This is a genomic window from Pseudarthrobacter sp. J47, from assembly GCF_049810315.1.
Taxonomy (GTDB): domain Bacteria; phylum Actinomycetota; class Actinomycetes; order Actinomycetales; family Micrococcaceae; genus Arthrobacter.
In genome coordinates this window covers 1,429,623-1,448,004 of the sequence record NZ_CP187358.1, presented here as the reverse complement: position 1 = coordinate 1,448,004, position 18,382 = coordinate 1,429,623, and the positions used below count along the sequence as shown (strand labels likewise).

The window sequence follows — 18,382 nt, the reverse complement described above, 5'->3', positions numbered from 1 at the left end:
AACGATGCCCACGGCCGTGTCCGATTTCCGCTAGCCGCACTCCCCGCGGGCTGGCAGGATGGAGTCCATGGACTTCTGGCAGCGCTACCGGGCAATCGATACCCGGGACACCCGATTCGACGGGCAGTTCTTCACCGCGGTGCGCAGCACAGGTATCTATTGCCGCCCATCCTGCCCCGCGCGGACGCCGAAAGCCGCGAACGTCACCTTCTATGAAACGTCTGCCGCTGCGCATGAGGCCGGCTACCGGGCGTGCAAGCGCTGCCTGCCTGAAGCCGTTCCGGGCACGCCGGCGTGGAACGTGCGCCAGGACATCGCCGGGCGGGCCATGCGGCTGATCAACGACGGCGTGATCAACAGGGACGGCGTGGAAGGCCTGGCCTCCCGGCTGGGGTATTCGGCCCGCCAGCTGAACCGGATCCTGAGCCAGGAGCTCGGTGCCGGCCCGCTCTCCCTGGCACGGGCCAGCCGGGCCCAGACCGCCCGCACGCTCCTGGTCTCAACGCCGATGAAGATCGTGGACATTGCCTTCGCCGCCGGATTCAGCAGCGTCAGGCAATTCAACGAGACCATCGGCGAGGTCTTTGCCATGACACCCACGGCCCTGCGCGCAACGGCACGCCATCACCGGCCACCCGCGGGGACAGCCAGCACTGCACTGACCCTGAACCTCCCCGTCCGCGAGCCGTTCGACCCCGGAGTCTTCGCCTTCCTTGCCGTCCGCGCGATTCCCGGCATTGAGACCGGCAGCGCCACCAGCTACGGCCGGACCCTGCGGCTCCCCCACGGCGATGCCGCCTTCCATGTGGAGTACGACGGCGGAACCCGTCCGGGTGCCCCGGCGAAACTCACGCTGACGGTCGACGCGGTGGACCTTCGGGACCTGTCCGCACTGCTCAGCCGGGTGCGGCGGTTGTTCGACCTCGACGCCGATCCGCTCGCAGTGGACAACGTGCTGGCCGCTGATCCACGGCTGGCGGCCTCCGTGGCTGCGTACCCGGGAATCCGGCTGCCCGGTGCCGTAGATCCGCATGAGCTGCTGGTCCGGGCCATGATCGGCCAGCAGATCACTGTCGCGGCCGCGAGGACGGCACTCACCGAACTGGCTGCGGCCGGCAGTGCCAGCCACACGCCGTCGGACGGCCTGGACAGGATGTTTCCAACAGCCGCGGAAATTGCCGCGAACGGCCGAAATTTCCTCCGGGGGCCACAGCGCAGGATCGACTCCCTCCTTGCGGCAGCGGAACGGATGGCATCCGGAGAACTGGACTTCGGCTACGGCGATGACCTTCCCGGCCTCCATGAAAAACTCCTGCCGGTCCCCGGCGTCGGGCCCTGGACCGTTGGCTACGCCGCCATGCGGATCCTGGGCTCCCCGGATATTTTCCTGGCCAACGACGCCGCCGTACGGAACGGCGTGCGGCGGCTGGCGCCCGAAGACGGCCCCGGGGATGCCCGCTCCGCCGATTTCCTCGAACTCAGCCCCTGGCGCTCCTACGCCACCATACACCTGTGGAGGGCGGCGGCCACAAAACCGTCACCCTCGGCTCACTCGAATCCTTCAACTCCCTCACCCCTGAAAGCGACACCATGACTGCCCAACTGCTCACCATGGATACCATCGACGGCCCCTTCACCATCATCGCCCGGGACGGGTTTGTACTTTCCTCCGGTTGGACTGCTGAACCGGGGCAGCTCACGGGGCAGATCCACCCGAGCCTGCTTCCCGTTGATGTGGCGGAAGTGGATTCGCTGGGCTCCATTTCCGACGCCGTCGAGGCGTTCTATGCCGGCAACCCCGCACCCGCCATGCAGGTGCCCGTCCTGCAGAAATCAGGCCCCTTCCGCAGCCATGCCTGGGACGTCCTGCGCACGGTACTGCCCGGCCGGCCCGTTACCTACACCGAGTACGCCGCCCTGGCGGGCAACGCCAAAGCCGTCCGGGCAGCAGCAAGTGCGTGTGCCTTCAACGCAGCAGCCCTGTTCGTGCCCTGCCACCGCGTTGTCCGGACGGACGGCTCGCTGGGCGGATTCCGGTGGGGGCTCACCGTGAAGGAAAGCCTGCTGGCCCGCGAGGCCGCCTGAGGGCCTTGGGTCTCTGGTCTCGGGTCTCGACAAGCTCGACCACCGCTTCGACCACCGGTTCGTTGGTCGAGGCCCTTACTTCGCCGCCTGAACTCCTGCGGGCCAGGGCAGCAGCTCGGGGAGGTCAACGCCGTCGGCCGCGGCCTGCGCCCTCAGGCTGCCCAGGCTCGGTTCACGGCCCGCGAGCCACGCTGCGATGTCCGTGAGCATGCCATTGACCACGGTGGTGCGGCCGCCGTCGCCAATGGTCACGGGCTGCAGGCCCAACGGCTGCAGGACCACCCTGTCCTCGGGGCGGATCCTGGCCGCCAGGAAGTCAAAAAGGTGCTCGCAGAACTGCCGGCTCCAGGTTTCGGGACCCCGGCCGGTGCCGAGGTCTGATGTGTGGATCACCAGTTCACGCCACAGCGCCAGGCCGCCGTCCAGCACTACGCCGTTCCGGTAGCTGATGGGCGCGTACCAGCCGGTGCGGTAGGCCGCGGAATCCTTGACATCAGGCAGCGAGTCGAAGTTGTGCAGGGCCCGGCGCAGGGCTTCCTGGAGGTCTGCCTGGTGCTGGGCCGCGGAGTGCCCCGCCGCCATGTCGATGGCCTTGGTACGGCCCTCGAAGCCGCCGTCGTACAGTTCGATGGCTTGGTCACGCGCAGCAAATTCAAGCTGGCGGGCCATGGCGTTGCTGATGCCTGCCAAGTGGGCCAAAACGTGGCCTCGGGTCCATCCGGGCAGCGTTGACGGGGCGGCTATGTCCTGGTCGGTGAACGAGGCGGCAGTATCGGCGGCGATACCTGCGGCCTTGTGCAGTTCGGCGAGCAGGGCATCCGGTGCAGGGGAAGTCATGGCGCTCATACTAACCGGGTCTCGGGTTTCTGGTCTCGACAGGCTCGACCACCGGCTCGACAGGCTCGACCACCGGCAACCGGTGGTCGAGCCTGTCGAGACCTAGTTGGCGAAGCTGCGCGCCTCTGCCAGTTCGGCCTCCAGGGAGGCAAGCTGGCGTTCGACGGCGGCCGGCGCGGTTCCGCCCTGGGAGTTGCGACTGTTGAGCGAACCCTCCGTGGACAGGACCGTGCGGACCTCCGGCGTCAGGTGAGCGGAGATCGCCGCGTATTCCTCATCCGTCAGATCCCACAGTTCCACGCCGCGGCTCTCGGCCTGCTTGACGGCCGCACCGGAAAGCTCGTGGGCTTCCCGGAACGGAACGCCCTGCCGGACCAGCCATTCGGCGATGTCGGTGGCCAGGGCAAAACCCTGCGGAGCCAGCGACTCCATGCGCTCAGTGTTGAACTTCAGGGTGGCGATCATGCCGGACACCGCGGGCAGCAGCAGCTCAAGGGTGTCGGCGGCGTCGAACACCGGCTCCTTGTCCTCCTGCAGGTCCCGGTTGTACGCCAACGGCAGGCCCTTGAGCGTGGCCAGGAGCCCCGTAAGGTTGCCGATCAGCCGGCCGGCCTTGCCTCGGGCAAGTTCGGCGACGTCGGGGTTCTTCTTCTGCGGCATGATCGAGGACCCCGTGGAGTACGAATCGTGCAGCGTGACGAAGGAGAATTCCTTGGTGGCCCAGAGGATGACTTCTTCGGAGATCCGGGAAAGGTCAACGCCGATCATGGCCGCTACCCACGCAAACTCGGCGAAGACATCGCGCGATGCGGTGCCGTCAATCGAGTTGTGGGTGGCGGAGAAGAAGCCCAGGTCAGCGGCGACGGCCTCGGGATCCAGGCCCAGCGAAGAACCGGCCAGGGCACCCGAACCGTACGGCGAAACGCCGGCGCGCTTGTCCCAGTCCTGGAGCCGCTGCACATCGCGCAGCAGTGCCCAGGCATGGGCCAGCAAGTGATGGCTCAGCAGGACCGGCTGCGCGTGCTGCAGGTGCGTGCGGCCTGGCATGGCCACGCCCTGGTGGGCCTTCGCCTGCTCCACCAGCGCATCTACCACTGACAGGACACCGGCCGCCACGATTCGTGCGTGGTCCCGGAGGTACATGCGCCCCAACGTGGCAATCTGGTCGTTGCGGGAACGGCCGGCACGGAGTTTTCCGCCCAGGATGGTGCCCGCGCGCGTCAGCAGCCCGCGTTCGAGGGAACCGTGCACGTCCTCGTCGTAAACTGCGGGCCGGTAGGCACCGGACTTCACATCGGCTTCGAGCTGTTCCAGGGCCTCAAGCATTTCCGCCAGCTCGTTGTCGTCCAGCAATCCCGCGGTGCGCAGGACCCGGGCGTGGGCCTTGGACCCGGCGATGTCGTACAGGGCCAAGCGCCAGTCGAAGTGCGTGGACTTGCTCAGTGCAGCCAGCGCGTCAGCCGGTCCGCCCTGGAAACGCCCGCCCCACAGGGCGCCCGCATTCGTTCCGTGAGCCATGATTACTGGCCCTGGACGCGGATGTCGCGGCCGGAGGCAACCTTGGCGGACATACCCCACAGCTCGATGAAGCCCTTGGCCATGGACTGATCGAAGGTGTCGCCGGTGTCGTAGGTGGCGAGGTCGAAGTCGTACAGGGAGGTGTCCGAACGGCGGCCGTTCACGATCGCCTGGCCGCCGTGCAGCACCATGCGGATGTCGCCGGAAACGTACTTCTGGGTGTCTTCGATGAAGGCGTCCAGTGAACGCTTCAGCGGGGAGAACCACTGGCCGTCGTAGACCAGCTCGGCCCAGCGCTGGCCAACGGTGGCCTTGAAGCGGGCCTGCTCGCGCTCGATGGTGATGTCCTCGAGGTGCTTGTGCGCGGTGATCAGGGCCATGGCGCCCGGTGCCTCGTAGATTTCGCGGGACTTGATACCCACCAGGCGGTCCTCGACGACGTCGATCCGGCCTACGCCCTGGGCGCCGGCACGGCGGTTCAGTTCCTTGATGGCCTGCAGCGGGGTGACGCGGACGCCGTCGATCGCTACCGGCACGCCGGCTTCGAAGGAGATGGTGACTTCGTCCGGTGCCGGGGGAAATTCCGGGGTGGCCGTGTAGTCGTAGATGTCCTTGGTGGGGGCGTTCCAGATGTCCTCGAGGTACCCGGTTTCGACGGCGCGTCCCCAGACGTTCTGGTCGATCGAGTACGGGTTCTTCTTGGTGGTCTCGATGGGCAGTCCCTTTTCCTCGGCGAAGGCAATGGCCTTGTCCCGGGTGAGGGCGAGGTCGCGGACCGGTGCGATGCACTTCAGGTCCGGGCCCAGGGTCTGGATGCCCACTTCGAAGCGGACCTGGTCGTTGCCCTTGCCGGTGCAGCCGTGGGCCACGGTGGTGGCGCCGAATTCGCGGGCGGCTTTGACCAGGTGCTTGACGATCACCGGGCGGGAAATGGCGGAGACCAGCGGGTAGTGGCCCTGGTACAGCGCGTTGGCCTTGAGGGTGGGCATGGCGTATTCGTTGGCGAATTCGTCCGACGCGTCAGCCACGTAGGCTTCGACGGCGCCGCAGCCGAGGGCGCGCTGGCGGATGGTCTCCAGGGACTCGCCGCCCTGCCCGACGTCAACTGCCACGGCGATGACCTCGGCGCCGGTGGCTTCACCGATCCAGCCAATTGCTACGGACGTATCAAGGCCACCGGAGTAGGCCAGAACAATGCGCTCAGTCACGAGAGTTCTCCTTTGGGACAGATCATTTATTTGTGAATGACTATACAGCGTTATGCGTATTTATACATACTGCGGTCAGTTGGAGTTCGATTCCGCCATCACCAGGAACCGGGCTGCCAGGGCTTCGCCGCCCTGCGGATCACGGGAAACCAGCAGCACTGTATCGTCACCGGCAATCGTGCCCAGGATCGAGGGCATCACCGAATGGTCGATCGCAAGGGCCAGGAAGTTGGCGGCGCCGGGAGGGGTCCTCAGGACCACCAGGTTGGCCGAGGCCTCCGCCGTCACCAGCAGCTCGCCGCAAAGCTTCTCCAGCCGGGCGTCCAGGATTTCCTGGCCCACTCCACTGGTGGCGGCACGGTCCCCGCCCTCGCCCGGAACGGCGTAAACCAGCACACCTTCGTTCCCCCGGACCCGGACAGCACCGATTTCCACGAGGTCCCGGGACAGGGTGGCCTGGGTGACTTGAACGCCGTCGTCAGCCAGCCGCGCGGCCAGCTCCGCCTGGGAGCGGACGCTCTCGCCGCGCAAGATCGCGGTGATCCGCGCCTGCCGGGCGGTTTTGGTGGCCGGACTGCTGCCCGGCGTCGGAGGCTGGACGGTCACCTAGCCGCGCTCCCTCGCCGGAGCCGCAACCACGGGCGCCAGCCCCTCAACAACGGCCAGGCCCGATTGGTGCATCAGCCACGCCATCAGCGCCTTCTGGGCGTGCAGGCGGTTTTCGGCCTCGTCCCACACGATGGACTGCGGGCCGTCGATCACGCCAGCCGAAATTTCGTAGCCGCGGTAGGCGGGGAGGCAGTGAAGCACGACGGCGTCATCCGCAGCCCGTGCCATGGCCTCCTCATCCACTGAGTACTCGCGGAACAACTGCAGGCGGGCTTCCTTTTCCGCTTCCTGTCCCATGGACACCCACGTGTCCGTGGCAACGACGTCGGCACCCTTGAGGGCCTCGGCGGCGTCGGTGGTGATCAGGACGGAACCGCCGGTTTCAGCTGCGCGGGCCTCTGCGGCGGTGACGATCTCCGCTGCGGGCAGGTAGCCCTCGGGGCCGGCGATCCGGACATGCATTCCCGCTGTGACGCCGGCCAGCAGGTAGGAGTTGGCCATGTTGTTGGCGGCATCACCCAGGTAGCTCATGGTGAGGCCCTGCAGGGATCCCTTGTGTTCCTTGACGGCCAGGAGGTCTGCCAGGAGCTGGCAGGGGTGGTAGTCATCGCACAGTGCGTTGATGACCGGCACGCTGGAGTTTTCCGCCATGGCAACCAGCCCGGCGTGCGCACCGGTCCGCCAGACGATGGTGGAGACCATCCGTTCCAGCACCCTGGCGGTGTCTTCCACTGATTCCTTGTGGCCGATCTGGGATTCGCCCGGGTTGATGATCAGCGCGCTGCCGCCCATGTCCGCCACACCCGTGGCGAAGGAAACCCGGGTGCGGGTGGAGGTTTTGTCGAAGATCACGGCCACGGTCTTGCGGCCGCTGCCCTCTGCTGCGTAGGGCTGCACGCTGTAGGGAGCAGCCTTCATGCGGACGGCCAGGTCAAGGACCTCGGCCTGCTCCGCGGGGCTGAGGTCGGTGTCCTTGAGGAAGTGCCGGACTGGTGTGCTCACTGGGCATCCTTTGCGTTCTGGAGGATTGCCGGGAAGGCGGCAAGGAAGGTGTTGGCTTGGTCGATGGTAAGAATCAGCGGCGGCGCCAGCCGTAGGGTGCGCGGCCCGGGTGCGTTGAAGATAAATCCTGCTGCGAGGCCCGCCGTGACCGCTGCCGGCGCCACGTCCGCGTCAAGGTCGAAGCCGATCAGCAGGCCTTCGCCGCGGACTGCCGTGACGCCGTCGAGCCCTGCCAGTCCGGACCGGAGGTGCTCCCCCACCGTGATGGCGTTCTGCAGGACCTGCTGGGTTTCCAGGACGTGCAGGGTGGCCAGCGCGGCAGCCGTTGCAACGGGGTTTCCGCCGAACGTGGTGCCGTGCTGGCCAGCGGCGAGCAGCTGCGACGTTGCCTCGCCGAAGGTGATCATGGCACCGATGGGGAAGCCCCCGCCCAGGCCCTTCGCAAGCGTAACGGCGTCCGGAACGATTCCCGCTTCGGCGCTGGCCAGCCACTTGCCGGTCCGGCCCATCCCCGTCTGGACCTCGTCCAGGATGAGGAGGGCACCGGCGTCGGACGTGATCCGGCGGGCAGCCTGCAGGTACTCCGGCGACAACGGGCGCACGCCCGCCTCGCCCTGGATGGGTTCCAGGAATACGGCGGCAACTGAACCGTCGACGGCGGCGCGCAGGGCTTCGACGTCTCCGAAGGGAATGTGCGTGACACCGCCGGGCAGCGGTGCGAAGGGAGCCCGGTACGCTTCCTTGGCAGTCAGCGCCAGCGCACCCATGGTCCGGCCGTGGAAGGCACCTTCGAGGGCGATGATCCGGGTCCGGGGGCCCTCCGGCCCGGCTGAATTCCGGCGGGCCAGCTTGAACGCAGCCTCGTTGGCTTCGGTGCCCGAGTTGGTGAAGAAGACCTTCGAACCCTCCGGAGCGCCCGTCACCTCCAGGAGCTTCTCCGCAAGGGCCACCTGCGTGGGGCTGGTGAAGAAGTTGGACACGTGGCCCAGCGTTGCCAGCTGGCTGGAAATCACCGACGTCACAAACGGGTGGGCGTGACCCAGCGCGTTAACGGCAATGCCGCCCAGCAGGTCAAGGTATTCGTTGCCGTCAGCATCCCAGACGAGGCAGCCCGCGCCCCTGACCAGGACGCGCTGCGGGGTACCAAAAACGCCCATCAGCGACGACGAATAGCGGCTCAGCCACTCGGCGCCGGTAGTGGCGCCCTCCGGTGATCGAGCCTGTCGAGATCCCTGGGTTTCGACAAGCTCAACCACCGGGTTCTGGGTTTCGACAAGCTCAACCACCGGGTTCTGGGTTTCCACAGGCTCAACCACCGTAGTTCACGCCCTCATCCGGGATGACCTGCGTGCCAATTCCCGCTGTTGTAAAAGTTTCCAGGAGCATCGAGTGGGCGAGCCGGCCGTCCACGATGTGTGCCCGTTCCACGCCGCCCTGGACGGCCTTGAGGCAGGCTTCCATCTTGGGAATCATTCCGGACTCCAGCGTCGGCAGCAGCTCCTTCAGATCCGTTGCGGAGATCGAAGAAATCAGCGAGGACCGGTCAGGCCAGTTCGCGAACAGGCCTTCGACGTCTGTCAGGATCACCAGCTTGGACGCCCCCAGCGCCTCGGCGAGGGCTGCAGCGGCGGTATCTGCATTGACGTTCAGCACCTGGCCGGTGGTCTGGTGGCTGCCTGCGGCGTTGTCCGTTCCGCCTTCGATTTCCGGCGCGACGGTGGAGATCACCGGAATCCGGCCGGCTGCCAGGAGGTCCATGATGCCATCCGGGTTGACGCCAACCACTTCGCCTACCAGGCCCAGGTCCACTTCCTCGCCGTCGATCACCGTTCCGGTGCGCACGGCACGCAGCAGCCCGCCGTCTTCGCCGGACATTCCCACGGCGTACGGCCCGTGCGAGTTGATCAGGCCCACCAGTTCGCGGCCGACCTGGCCGGTCAGCACCATCCGGACCACGTCCATGGCTTCGGGTGTGGTGACGCGCAGGCCTCCCTTGAATTCGGATTCGATGTCCAGCCGGCTCAGCATGGCGTTGATCTGCGGACCGCCGCCGTGCACCACCACGGGGTGGATGCCAACGTGGTGCAGGAAGACGATGTCCTCTGCGAAGGCGCGGCGGAGTTCGTCGTTGACCATGGCGTTTCCGCCGTATTTGATCACCATGGTGGTGCCGGCAAAGCGCTGGATCCAGGGCAGTGCCTCGATCAGCGTTGCCGCTTTGGCCTGGGCGTCGCGCATGGAGGTGTTCTCACGGGTTTGGGCGTTCATCGTGTCTCTTCCGGAAGGTCCGAAGACGGCTAGCTGGAGTATGCGCTGTTTTCGTGGACGTAGTCGTGGGTGAGGTCGTTGGTCCAGATGGTGGCTTCGGCATCGCCGGCCTGGAGGTCGATCTCGACGTGGACTTCACGGGGTTCAAGGTCCACCAGGGAACGGTCATCGCCAATGCTGCCGTTGCGGCAGATCTGGACGCCGTTCATTGCCACGTTCAACTGGTCCGGATCGAAGACGGCGTCCGTGGTTCCCACTGCGGACAGGACGCGGCCCCAGTTGGGATCCTTGCCGAAGATGGCGGCCTTGAAGAGGTTGGAGCGGGCCACGGCGCGGCTGACGATTTCGGCGTCGGCTTCGCTTGCGGCGTTGAAGGTGCGGATCGCGATGTCGTGGCTGGCGCCCTCGGCGTCGCCGATCAGCTTGCGGGCCAGTTCGGCGCACACCGAGGTCAATCCAACACCGAGTTCGGTGGCGGACGGCACGGCGCCGGAAGCGCCCGAGGCCATCAGCACCACTGTGTCGTTGGTGGACATGCAGCCGTCTGAGTCAGCCCGGCCGAACGTGACGCGCGTGGCATCACGGAGTGCGACGTCCAGCAGTTCCGCGGGGACCTCGGCGTCGGTGGTGAGGACCACCAGCATGGTGGCCAGTCCGGGAGCCAGCATGCCGGCTCCCTTGGCGATACCGCCGATGGAGAATTCCACGCCAGTGGAATCGGTGCCGATGAACAGTGCCGCCTTGGGCACGGTGTCGGTGGTCATGATCGCGGTGGCGGCGGCAGCACCGCCGTCGACGTTCAGTTCAGCCGCTGCGGCCTCAACACCCGGAAGGATCTTGTCCATGGGCAGCTGCTCACCGATCAGGCCGGTGGAACACACCAGAACGTCAGTGGCGGAAATTCCCAGGACCTCGGCAGTTTTTTCTGCCGTGGCGTGGGTGTTCTGGAAGCCCTGCGGGCCGGTGCACGCGTTGGCGCCGCCGGAGTTCAGGATCACCGCGTCAACACGGCCGTCCGAGACCACCTGGCGGGACCAGTGCACGGGGGCCGCTGCCACACGGTTGGTGGTGAAAACGGCAGCAGCGGCCTTGCTGGGGCCGTCATTGACGATCAGTGCAAGGTCCGGCTTGCCGGAGGCCTTCAGGCCGGCGGTGACGCCGGCGGCCCTGAATCCCTGGGGGGCGGTAACGGTCACGGGGCAACTCCCTGGAGGTTAAGGCCGGCCGTCTCCGGCAGGCCAAGTGCAATGTTCATGGACTGCACGGCTCCGCCGGCGGTGCCCTTGGTCAGATTGTCGATCACGCACGTCACGATCACGCGTCCGGTGTGCTGGTCGTACGCCAGCTGCATGGCTGCGTGGTTGGAACCCTGCACGGCCTTGGTGGCCGGCCACTGGCCTTCCGGCAGCAGGTGAACGAAGGGTTCGTCGTCGTACGCATCGGCCCAGGCCTGGCGCAGCTGCCCGGCCGTGGTGCCGGCTTTTACCCGCGCCGTTGCCGTGCTCAGGATGCCGCGGCTCATCGGGGCGAGGGTGGGCGTAAACGATACGGACACCTGTTCACCGGCGGCCAGGGAAAGACCCTGCTCGATCTCCGGAGTATGCCGGTGCCCGCCGCCTACGCCGTAGGGGCTCATGGAACCCATCACTTCGGAACCGATCAGGTTGACCTTCGCCGCTTTTCCCGCGCCGGAGGTGCCGGAGGCAGAAACAATCACGACGTCGGCCGGTTCCAGCAGCCCCGCGGCAAACCCCGGTGCCAAGGCCAGCAAGGAGGACGTGGGGTAGCAGCCCGGCACCGCGATCCGGCGGGCGTCCCGCAGTTTTTCACGGTGTCCGGGCAGTTCCGGGAGGCCGTACGGCCAGCTGCCTGCGTGCGCCGAGCCGTAGAACTTCTCCCACGCCATCGGATCGGTCAGGCGGTGGTCCGCTCCGGCGTCGATCACCAGGGTGTCCCCGGGCAGTTGCGCCGCCAGCTCGGCCGAGGCACCGTGTGGAAGCGCCAGGAACACGACGTCGTGCCCCGACAGGTTCTCCACGGTGGTTTCTTCCAGGATGCGGTTGGCCAGGGAGTGCAGGTGGGGCTGCACTTCACCGAGGCGGGATCCGGCGCTGCTGTGGGCGGTGATGGCTCCGATGGTGACGTCAGGGTGGCCGGCAAGAAGGCGTAATACCTCGCCGCCGGCGTAACCGCTGGCACCGGAGACGGCAACTGAAATAGTCATGGCTCCCACTGTACAGCAAGAATATTCATGAGTCCCGATATTTATGCAGGGCGCCCGGTGACGTAGTGATGTGCCGATTAGCTGACAGCGCCTGCCTTCTCAATATGATGGCTTACGGGTCCGGATGGGGAAAGTCCCGGCCGGAGAAGGAGAACTCCATGACTCATGCAATTGTTGCGCGGCAGGCCGGCGGACCTGAGGTCCTCGAATACGCCTCCGTAGAGCAACCGGCTCCAGGCCCCGGGCAGCTGTTGGTCAAGGTGGCCGCCATTGGCGTGAACTATATCGATACCTACCAGCGCAGCGGCGTATACAAGGTCCCCTACCCCTTCACGCCGGGATCGGAAATGGCCGGCACTGTGGAAGCCGTAGGTGAGGGCGTCAGCACTTTTTCCGTGGGCGACCGCGTGGCCACGGCAGAGGGCAGCGCGTGCTATTCCGGACACACCGTCCTGGACGAGGCCAAGGCTCTTCCCGTTCCCGACGGCCTTGATGACCGCAGCGCCGCAGCACTGCCCCTACAGGGCATGACGGCGCATTACCTCATGAACTCCACGTTCCGGGTGGAGCCCGGCCAGACGGTACTCACCCATGCCGGCGCCGGCGGCGTAGGCATGCTGCTGACCCAGCTGCTCAAGTCCCGTGGTGCGCGGGTGATCACAACAGTTTCCACCGACGAAAAAGCTGAACTTGCCCGCGAAGCCGGAGCAGATGAGGTGCTCCGCTACGAAGGCTTTGCGGACAAAGTCCGGGAGCTCACGGACGGCACCGGCGTGGACGTGGTGTTTGACGGCGTCGGAAAGAACACCTTTGATGATTCACTGGCCAGCCTCCGCATCCGCGGGATGCTGGTGCTGTTCGGCGCGGCGTCCGGTCCGGTCCCGCCGGTGGATCCGCAGCGGCTCAATGCCGCCGGTGGCGTGTTCCTGACGCGCCCGGCCCTGGGTCACTACCTGCTTAACTCCACGGAACGGCGCTGGCGGTCCAAGGAAATCTTCGACGCCGCAGCAGACGGCAGCCTCAAGGTCCGCATCGGCGGGGAATATCCGCTGGCCCGGGCCGGCGAGGCGCACGCCGCTTTGGAAGGCCGCCGCACCACCGGCAAACTGATCCTGCTCCCCGGAGAACGTCCCTGATAGCTTCTTCGGATATCGGACGAAAAGCGGCCACAAGGCCAGCAGGATATTAACAACTCAGGAACGGGCAACGACCATCAGGCAAACTTCGACACCTTTTGTTCATGTAGTACCGGGACACTGTGACTGTGATTGAGAACCTCGCAGGCACCACCGCGCCCCGGCCCCAGGTGTACCTGCCCCAGCTGCCCGGCGCCGGCGCTGCACCCCCGCAGCGCACCCTGGTGGACATCCTGGAAGAGACAGCGGCGGCCAATCCGGAAGCCTCCGCGCTGGATGACGGCACCACGTCACTGAGCTATTCCCAGCTGCTGGCCGAAGTCCGCGCCATGGGAAGGCGCCTGCACCACGCCGGCCTTGGCGCCGGCGACAAGATCGGCGTCCGTGTCCCCTCAGGGACCAACGAACTCTACGTCGCCATCCTGGCCATTCTCCTGGTGGGCGCCGCCTATGTTCCTGTCGACGCCGATGACCCCGAGGAACGTGCACGCCTGGTCTTCGGCGAGGCAAAAGTGGCAGCGGTTGTTGGCCCGGCGTCGAGCATCACCATGGCAGCGGAGCGGCCCCGGCCGTTCCCGGCTCCGCGCACGGCGAAGGCCGACGACGACGCCTGGGTGATCTTCACCTCCGGCTCCACGGGGACGCCCAAAGGCGTGGCCGTCCAGCACCGTTCCGCGGCGGCCTTTGTTGACGCCGAAGCCAGAATCTTCCTGAGCTCCGATCCGCTGGGTCCCCAGGACCGGGTCCTGGCCGGACTCTCGGTTGCCTTCGACGCTTCCTGCGAGGAAATGTGGCTGGCGTGGCGGCATGGCGCCTGCCTGGTACCGGCGCCACGGGCCCTGGTCCGTACCGGTATGGACCTTGGGCCGTGGCTGATCAACCATGGCATCACTGTTGTCTCCACCGTCCCCACCCTTGCAGCGCTGTGGCCCGCCGAATCCCTGGAAAACGTCCGGCTGCTGATTTTCGGTGGTGAAGCCTGCCCTCCGGAGCTCGCGGAACGGCTGGCCGTGGAAGGCCGCGAAGTCTGGAACACCTACGGCCCCACTGAGGCCACGGTCGTGGCCTGCGCGGCACCGCTGGGCGGTCCCGGCCCCGTGCGGATCGGCCTTCCGCTGGATGGCTGGGACCTTGCGGTGGTTGATTCCGACGGCGTTCCAGTTGCCGAAGGGGCCATTGGCGAGCTGATCATTGGCGGGGTGGGCCTGGCCCGTTACCTGGATCCCGCCAAGGACGCGGAGAAATACGCGCCGATGCCCTCCCTGGGCTGGGAACGGGCCTACCGGTCCGGGGACCTGGTCCGGTTCGAGGCCGAGGGCCTGGTGTTCATGGGCCGGGCGGATGAGCAGGTCAAGCTTGGTGGCCGCCGTATTGAACTGGGTGAAATCGACGCCGCACTGCAGTCCCTGCCCAACGTTGCCGGAGCGGCAGCCGCCGTCCAGACCACGGCCGCGGGCAACCAGATCCTGGTGGGCTATCTTGCCCCCGCCGGTACGGCCCACCTGGACCTTACCGAGGCACGCGCGCTCCTGGCAGCAAGCCTTCCCGCGCCACTGATCCCGCTGCTGGCTGTTGTGGATTCCCTGCCCACCAAAACAAGCGGCAAGGTGGACCGGCACGCTCTTCCCTGGCCGTTGGCGGGTGCTGCCGCAGCCGACGCCGACGCCGCTCCCCTGAACCTCCCCGAGGACGCGCACTGGATTGTGGAGCGGTGGTCCTCCGTCCTGGGCAGCCCCGTCACCACCCTTGATGCCGACTTCTTCGCGTACGGCGGCGGTTCGCTGGCCGCGGCGCAGCTGGTTTCCGCCCTGCGGGTTCGCTATCCCAGCATCACGGTGGCCGAAATCTACGCCACGCCGCGGGTGGGTGCCCTGATTGACACCGCCCGCCAATCCCTCCCGGACGGCGTCACCGCCGCCCCGGCCGCCCAGCGTTCCGTGCGGCCCACGGCCTTCAAATCACAGCTGTTCCAGACCCTGATGGGCATCCCGCTGCACATCCTGGTGGGGATGCGGTGGCTGACCTACCTCATGGTGGCAAACAACCTGCTCTCCGCCTTTGCGGGTTTCCACCAGGCACCCACCGTCTCCTGGTGGTGGCTTGCCGCATCGTGGCTGGTTTTTGTCAGTCCTGCCGGCCGGATGGCCATTTCCATTGCGGCAGCCAGGATCCTCCTCCGGGACGTGGTGCCCGGCCGCTATCCCAGGTCCGGCAAGGTCCATCTTCGGTTGTGGCTGGCGGAACAGATCCAGGACCTCGCCGGCGCCGTGAGCCTGGCCAGCGCCCCGTGGGTTCCTTCCTATGCCCGCGCGTTGGGCGCGAAGATCGGCAACGACGTCCAGCTCCATTCGCTGCCGCCCGTCACCGGGTTCCTGTCCCTGGGCCACGGAGCCAACATCGAGCCGGAAGTTGACCTTTCCGGATGGTGGATCGACGGGGACCACGTCCACATCGGCCGCGTGCATGTTGGCGCCGGCGCCACTGTGGGCGCCCGGAGCACACTGATGCCCGGAGCGTCCATCGGGGCCGGCGCCAGTGTGGACGCGGGTTCTGCGGTGCTGGGCAAGGTCAAGGCCGGGCAGTCGGTTGCCGGTTCCCCGGCAGAGCGCCGCGGCAAGGCCAAGCGGGACTGGCCGGATGCGCCAGTTGTTGGCAAGGCAAAAGAGCGGCTGTGGTTCTCCGCGTTCGCGGCCGCCTCTGCCGTCCTGTCCCTGATCCCCTATCTTTCGGCCGCAGCAGCAGCCGCAGTAGTGTTCCTGTTCATCCGTGGCAGCAGCTCCTTGGCCGCAGCGCTGCCCGGCGTGTTCGCTGCCCTGCCGCTGGCGGCCCTGGTCTGGTTCCTGGCGAACATGCTGCTGGTCCTGGGCACCACCCGCCTGCTCAGCATCGGGCTGGCCACCGGGTACTACCGGGTGCGCAGCAGGATCGGATGGCAGGTCTGGGCCACTGAGCGTGTACTGGACCTGGCCCGGGACCTGTTGTTCCCGATCTATGCCAGCCTCTTTACGCCGGTGTGGCTGAGGCTGCTGGGCGCCAGGATCGGCAAGAACGTGGAGGCCTCCACCGTGCTGCTGCTTCCCAAGATGACCACCGTGGGCGACGGCGCGTTCCTGGCTGACGACACCATGGTGGCTTCCTACGAACTGGGCGGCGGCTGGATGAAGATCGCGCCGGCCAAAATCGGCAAACGCTCCTTCCTGGGCAACTCCGGCATGACAGCCGCCGGACGCAACGTGCCCAAGAACTCGCTGGTTGCCGTGCTGTCCGCAACCCCCACCAAGGCCAAGTCCGGCAGCTCATGGTTGGGCAGCCCGCCAGTCCGGTTGCGCCGCACCGCCGTCGCTTCCGATTCCAGCCTCACCTACAAGCCGCCAACCAAACTGAAGGTGGCACGTTCGCTCTGGGAACTGTGCCGGTTCGTTCCGGTGGTCCTCACGGTGGCCATTGCTGCCGGGGTTATGCTGGCCGCTGACGCCATCGCCGCAACTGCAGGTTATTGGGCCGCGGCGGCCCTGGGCGGCATCGTCATGCTCTTGGCCGGCGGCGTTGCCGCGGGCAGCGCCGTAGTGGCCAAGTGGCTCCTGGTGGGCCGCATCCGTGCCGGTGAGCATCCGCTCTGGAGCCAGTTCATCTGGCGGAACGAAGTAGTGGACACCTTCATTGAAATGGTCAGTGCACCATGGTTTGCCCGGGCCGCGGCAGGCACGCCCGCCCTGGTCTGGTGGCTGCGCTCCCTCGGCGCCAAAATCGGCAGCGGCGCATGGTGTGAAAGCTACTGGCTGCCTGAGGCGGACCTGGTGACCCTGGGCAAGAACTCAACAGTGAACCGCGGTTGCGTTGTCCAGACACACCTGTTCCATGACAGGATCATGAACCTGGATACCGTCCACCTCGAAGACGGCGCAACCATGGGTCCGCACGGGGTCATCCTCCCCCAGGCATCGATCGGAAGCGGCGGCACGGTAGGGCCGGCGTCGTTGGTAATGCGTGGCGAGCACGTCCCGGCCGGAACCTACTGGATGGGCAATCCGGTCAGCCCCTGGAAGGGACCAGTCCTTCCCGCCCCCGAAGATTAAGGCCCCGATGAGTTTCCCCCACATCCCCGGTTCCACCACGGCGATGCCAGACGCGCACCCGTGGCCCGATCCCTACATGCCGGAGCAGGGCACAGACGCCTACCGCGTCGGGCTCTACGACCTGGACCTGGATTACCGGCTGGCCAGCAACAAGCTCACCGCCCGAGTTGTGCTGCACGCCAGGGCCCTGCGCGCCTCGTCCGCAATCGTCCTGGACTTCACCGGGCTGCGGGCCGTGAAAGTGCTGTTCAACGGCCGGAAACCCAGCAGGTTCAGCCAGCGCGCGGGCCAGCTGGTGGTTGTCCCGGCCCAGCCGTTGGCCGCTCACGAGGACTTCACGCTGGACATCCGCTATGAAGGAAATCCCGCGCCCCGCCGGGGACTCTGGGGCGAGGTGGGCTGGGAGGAACTTACCGACGGCGTGCTGGTGGCCGGTCAGCCAAACGGGGCTCCGTCCTGGTTCCCCTGCAACGACCACCCGCGCCACAAGTCCAGGTTCCGGATCAGCATCACCACTGACGACAACTACCGCGCCGTCAGCAACGGCAGGCTGGTTGCCCGGACCCGCAAGTCCAGCCGTGAGACGTGGACCTATGAGCAGCATGAACCCATGGCCACCTACCTGGCCACGGTGCAGATCGGCCGGTATGCGCTGATGCCGCTGGTGGCCGCCGTCGGGCAGTCCGGACCAGCAGCGTCAGATCAGGCTCCGGTGATCCAGAACGTGGCCGTCAGCCCTGAACTTGCCGCCCAGGCTCGGGTGGGACTGGCCCGCCAGGATGACATGATGCGCACCTTCGAGCGCTGCTTTGGCCCCTACCCGTTCCCGGAGTACACGGTGGTGGTGGCCGATGACGATCTCGAGATCCCGCTCGAGGCTCAGTCCCTGTCCATCCTGGGCCGGAACCACCTGAGCCAGGACTGGGAATCGCAACGGCTGATTGCCCACGAACTGGCGCACCAGTGGTTCGGTAACTCCCTGACCCTGGCCTCCTGGCACGACATCTGGCTGCATGAGGGATTTGCCTGCTACGCCGAGTGGATCTGGTCCGGGGAAAGCGGTGGCCCGTCCGTTGAGGACCGCGCCTACGCTGCCTGGCGGAAGCTCAGCAACGGCGTCCAGGACCTGATGATCGGCGATCCCGGCCCGGAACTGATGTTTGATGACCGCGTGTACAAACGTGGTGCCCTGGCGCTGCACGCCCTGCGGGTCCGCAGCGGCGATGTGGCGTTCTTTGCGCTGCTGCATGAATGGACGCGGACCCACGCCTATGGCTCTGTGACCACCGCGGACTTCATCCTTGCCGCAGACCACGCCACGGGGCTGGACTGCGAACAGCTGCTGCACCCCTGGCTGCTGGAGGAAAAGCTGCCGGAATTTCCAGTGCCTGGCTTCGGCGGGGCCTGACGGCAATCCGC

14 protein-coding genes are annotated in these 18,382 nt (G+C 66.7%); 5 read left to right on the top strand and 9 right to left on the bottom strand.

The genetic code is table 11. The annotated features are described in order from the left end of the window. Positions 1 to 67 precede the first annotated feature (67 nt). Positions 68 to 1,594 (top strand): DNA-3-methyladenine glycosylase 2 family protein, encoded by a 1,527-nt coding sequence (locus ACPJW8_RS06560; RefSeq protein WP_330194142.1) that lies wholly within the window; start codon positions 68 to 70, stop codon positions 1,592 to 1,594. Then, positions 1,591 to 2,085 (top strand): methylated-DNA--[protein]-cysteine S-methyltransferase, encoded by a 495-nt coding sequence (locus ACPJW8_RS06555; RefSeq protein ID WP_330187000.1) that lies wholly within the window; start codon positions 1,591 to 1,593, stop codon positions 2,083 to 2,085. The genes ACPJW8_RS06560 and ACPJW8_RS06555 overlap by 4 nt, the downstream gene beginning before the upstream one ends. 75 nt (positions 2,086 to 2,160) lie before the next feature. On the opposite strand, the gene ACPJW8_RS06550 is transcribed toward ACPJW8_RS06555, so the two are convergent. From ACPJW8_RS06550 to argC, 9 genes are all read right to left on the bottom strand, one after another. Beyond that, positions 2,161 to 2,922 carry a maleylpyruvate isomerase family mycothiol-dependent enzyme gene (locus ACPJW8_RS06550; protein WP_330186999.1) on the bottom strand — a complete coding sequence of 254 codons (762 nt, stop codon included), beginning with the start codon at positions 2,920 to 2,922 and terminating at the stop codon, positions 2,161 to 2,163. 102 nt (positions 2,923 to 3,024) lie between these two features. Then, positions 3,025 to 4,440 carry an argininosuccinate lyase gene (gene argH, locus ACPJW8_RS06545; protein ID WP_330186998.1) on the bottom strand — a complete coding sequence of 472 codons (1,416 nt, stop codon included), beginning with the start codon at positions 4,438 to 4,440 and terminating at the stop codon, positions 3,025 to 3,027. Between the two features lie 2 nt (positions 4,441 to 4,442). Then, positions 4,443 to 5,648 carry an argininosuccinate synthase gene (locus tag ACPJW8_RS06540; RefSeq protein WP_330186997.1) on the bottom strand — a complete coding sequence of 402 codons (1,206 nt, stop codon included), beginning with the start codon at positions 5,646 to 5,648 and terminating at the stop codon, positions 4,443 to 4,445. Positions 5,649 to 5,723: 75 nt separating this feature from the next. Further along, positions 5,724 to 6,254, bottom strand: a complete 531-nt coding sequence (locus tag ACPJW8_RS06535) for an arginine repressor (protein WP_330186996.1) — start codon at positions 6,252 to 6,254, stop codon at positions 5,724 to 5,726. Beyond that, positions 6,255 to 7,259 carry an ornithine carbamoyltransferase gene (gene argF, locus ACPJW8_RS06530; RefSeq protein WP_330186995.1) on the bottom strand — a complete coding sequence of 335 codons (1,005 nt, stop codon included), beginning with the start codon at positions 7,257 to 7,259 and terminating at the stop codon, positions 6,255 to 6,257. Continuing rightward, positions 7,256 to 8,515 (bottom strand): acetylornithine transaminase, encoded by a 1,260-nt coding sequence (locus ACPJW8_RS06525; RefSeq protein WP_425256463.1) that lies wholly within the window; start codon positions 8,513 to 8,515, stop codon positions 7,256 to 7,258. The genes argF and ACPJW8_RS06525 overlap by 4 nt, the downstream gene beginning before the upstream one ends. A 52-nt stretch (positions 8,516 to 8,567) precedes the next feature. After that, positions 8,568 to 9,527, bottom strand: coding sequence for an acetylglutamate kinase (gene argB, locus ACPJW8_RS06520; RefSeq protein ID WP_330186993.1), 960 nt, complete (start codon positions 9,525 to 9,527; stop codon positions 8,568 to 8,570). A gap of 29 nt (positions 9,528 to 9,556) precedes the next feature. Beyond that, positions 9,557 to 10,723, bottom strand: a complete 1,167-nt coding sequence (gene argJ / locus ACPJW8_RS06515; RefSeq protein ID WP_330186992.1) for a bifunctional glutamate N-acetyltransferase/amino-acid acetyltransferase ArgJ — start codon at positions 10,721 to 10,723, stop codon at positions 9,557 to 9,559. Next, complete coding sequence (argC, locus tag ACPJW8_RS06510) at positions 10,720 to 11,751, bottom strand: N-acetyl-gamma-glutamyl-phosphate reductase (protein ID WP_330186991.1); 1,032 nt, start codon at positions 11,749 to 11,751, stop codon at positions 10,720 to 10,722. Before argC ends, argJ begins: the two co-directional genes overlap by 4 nt. A 158-nt stretch (positions 11,752 to 11,909) precedes the next feature. On the opposite strand from argC, the gene ACPJW8_RS06505 reads away from it, so the two are divergent. From ACPJW8_RS06505 to ACPJW8_RS06495, 3 genes are all read left to right on the top strand, one after another. Further along, positions 11,910 to 12,887, top strand: coding sequence for a quinone oxidoreductase (locus ACPJW8_RS06505; protein WP_330186990.1), 978 nt, complete (start codon positions 11,910 to 11,912; stop codon positions 12,885 to 12,887). A gap of 128 nt (positions 12,888 to 13,015) precedes the next feature. Beyond that, on the top strand, positions 13,016 to 16,963 hold the full coding sequence (locus tag ACPJW8_RS06500) for a Pls/PosA family non-ribosomal peptide synthetase (RefSeq protein WP_330186989.1): 3,948 nt from the start codon (positions 13,016 to 13,018) through the stop codon (positions 16,961 to 16,963). 7 nt (positions 16,964 to 16,970) lie between these two features. After that, positions 16,971 to 18,371: a M1 family metallopeptidase gene (locus ACPJW8_RS06495; protein WP_330186988.1), complete on the top strand. Its 1,401-nt coding sequence runs from the start codon at positions 16,971 to 16,973 to the stop codon at positions 18,369 to 18,371. Positions 18,372 to 18,382 lie beyond the last annotated feature (11 nt).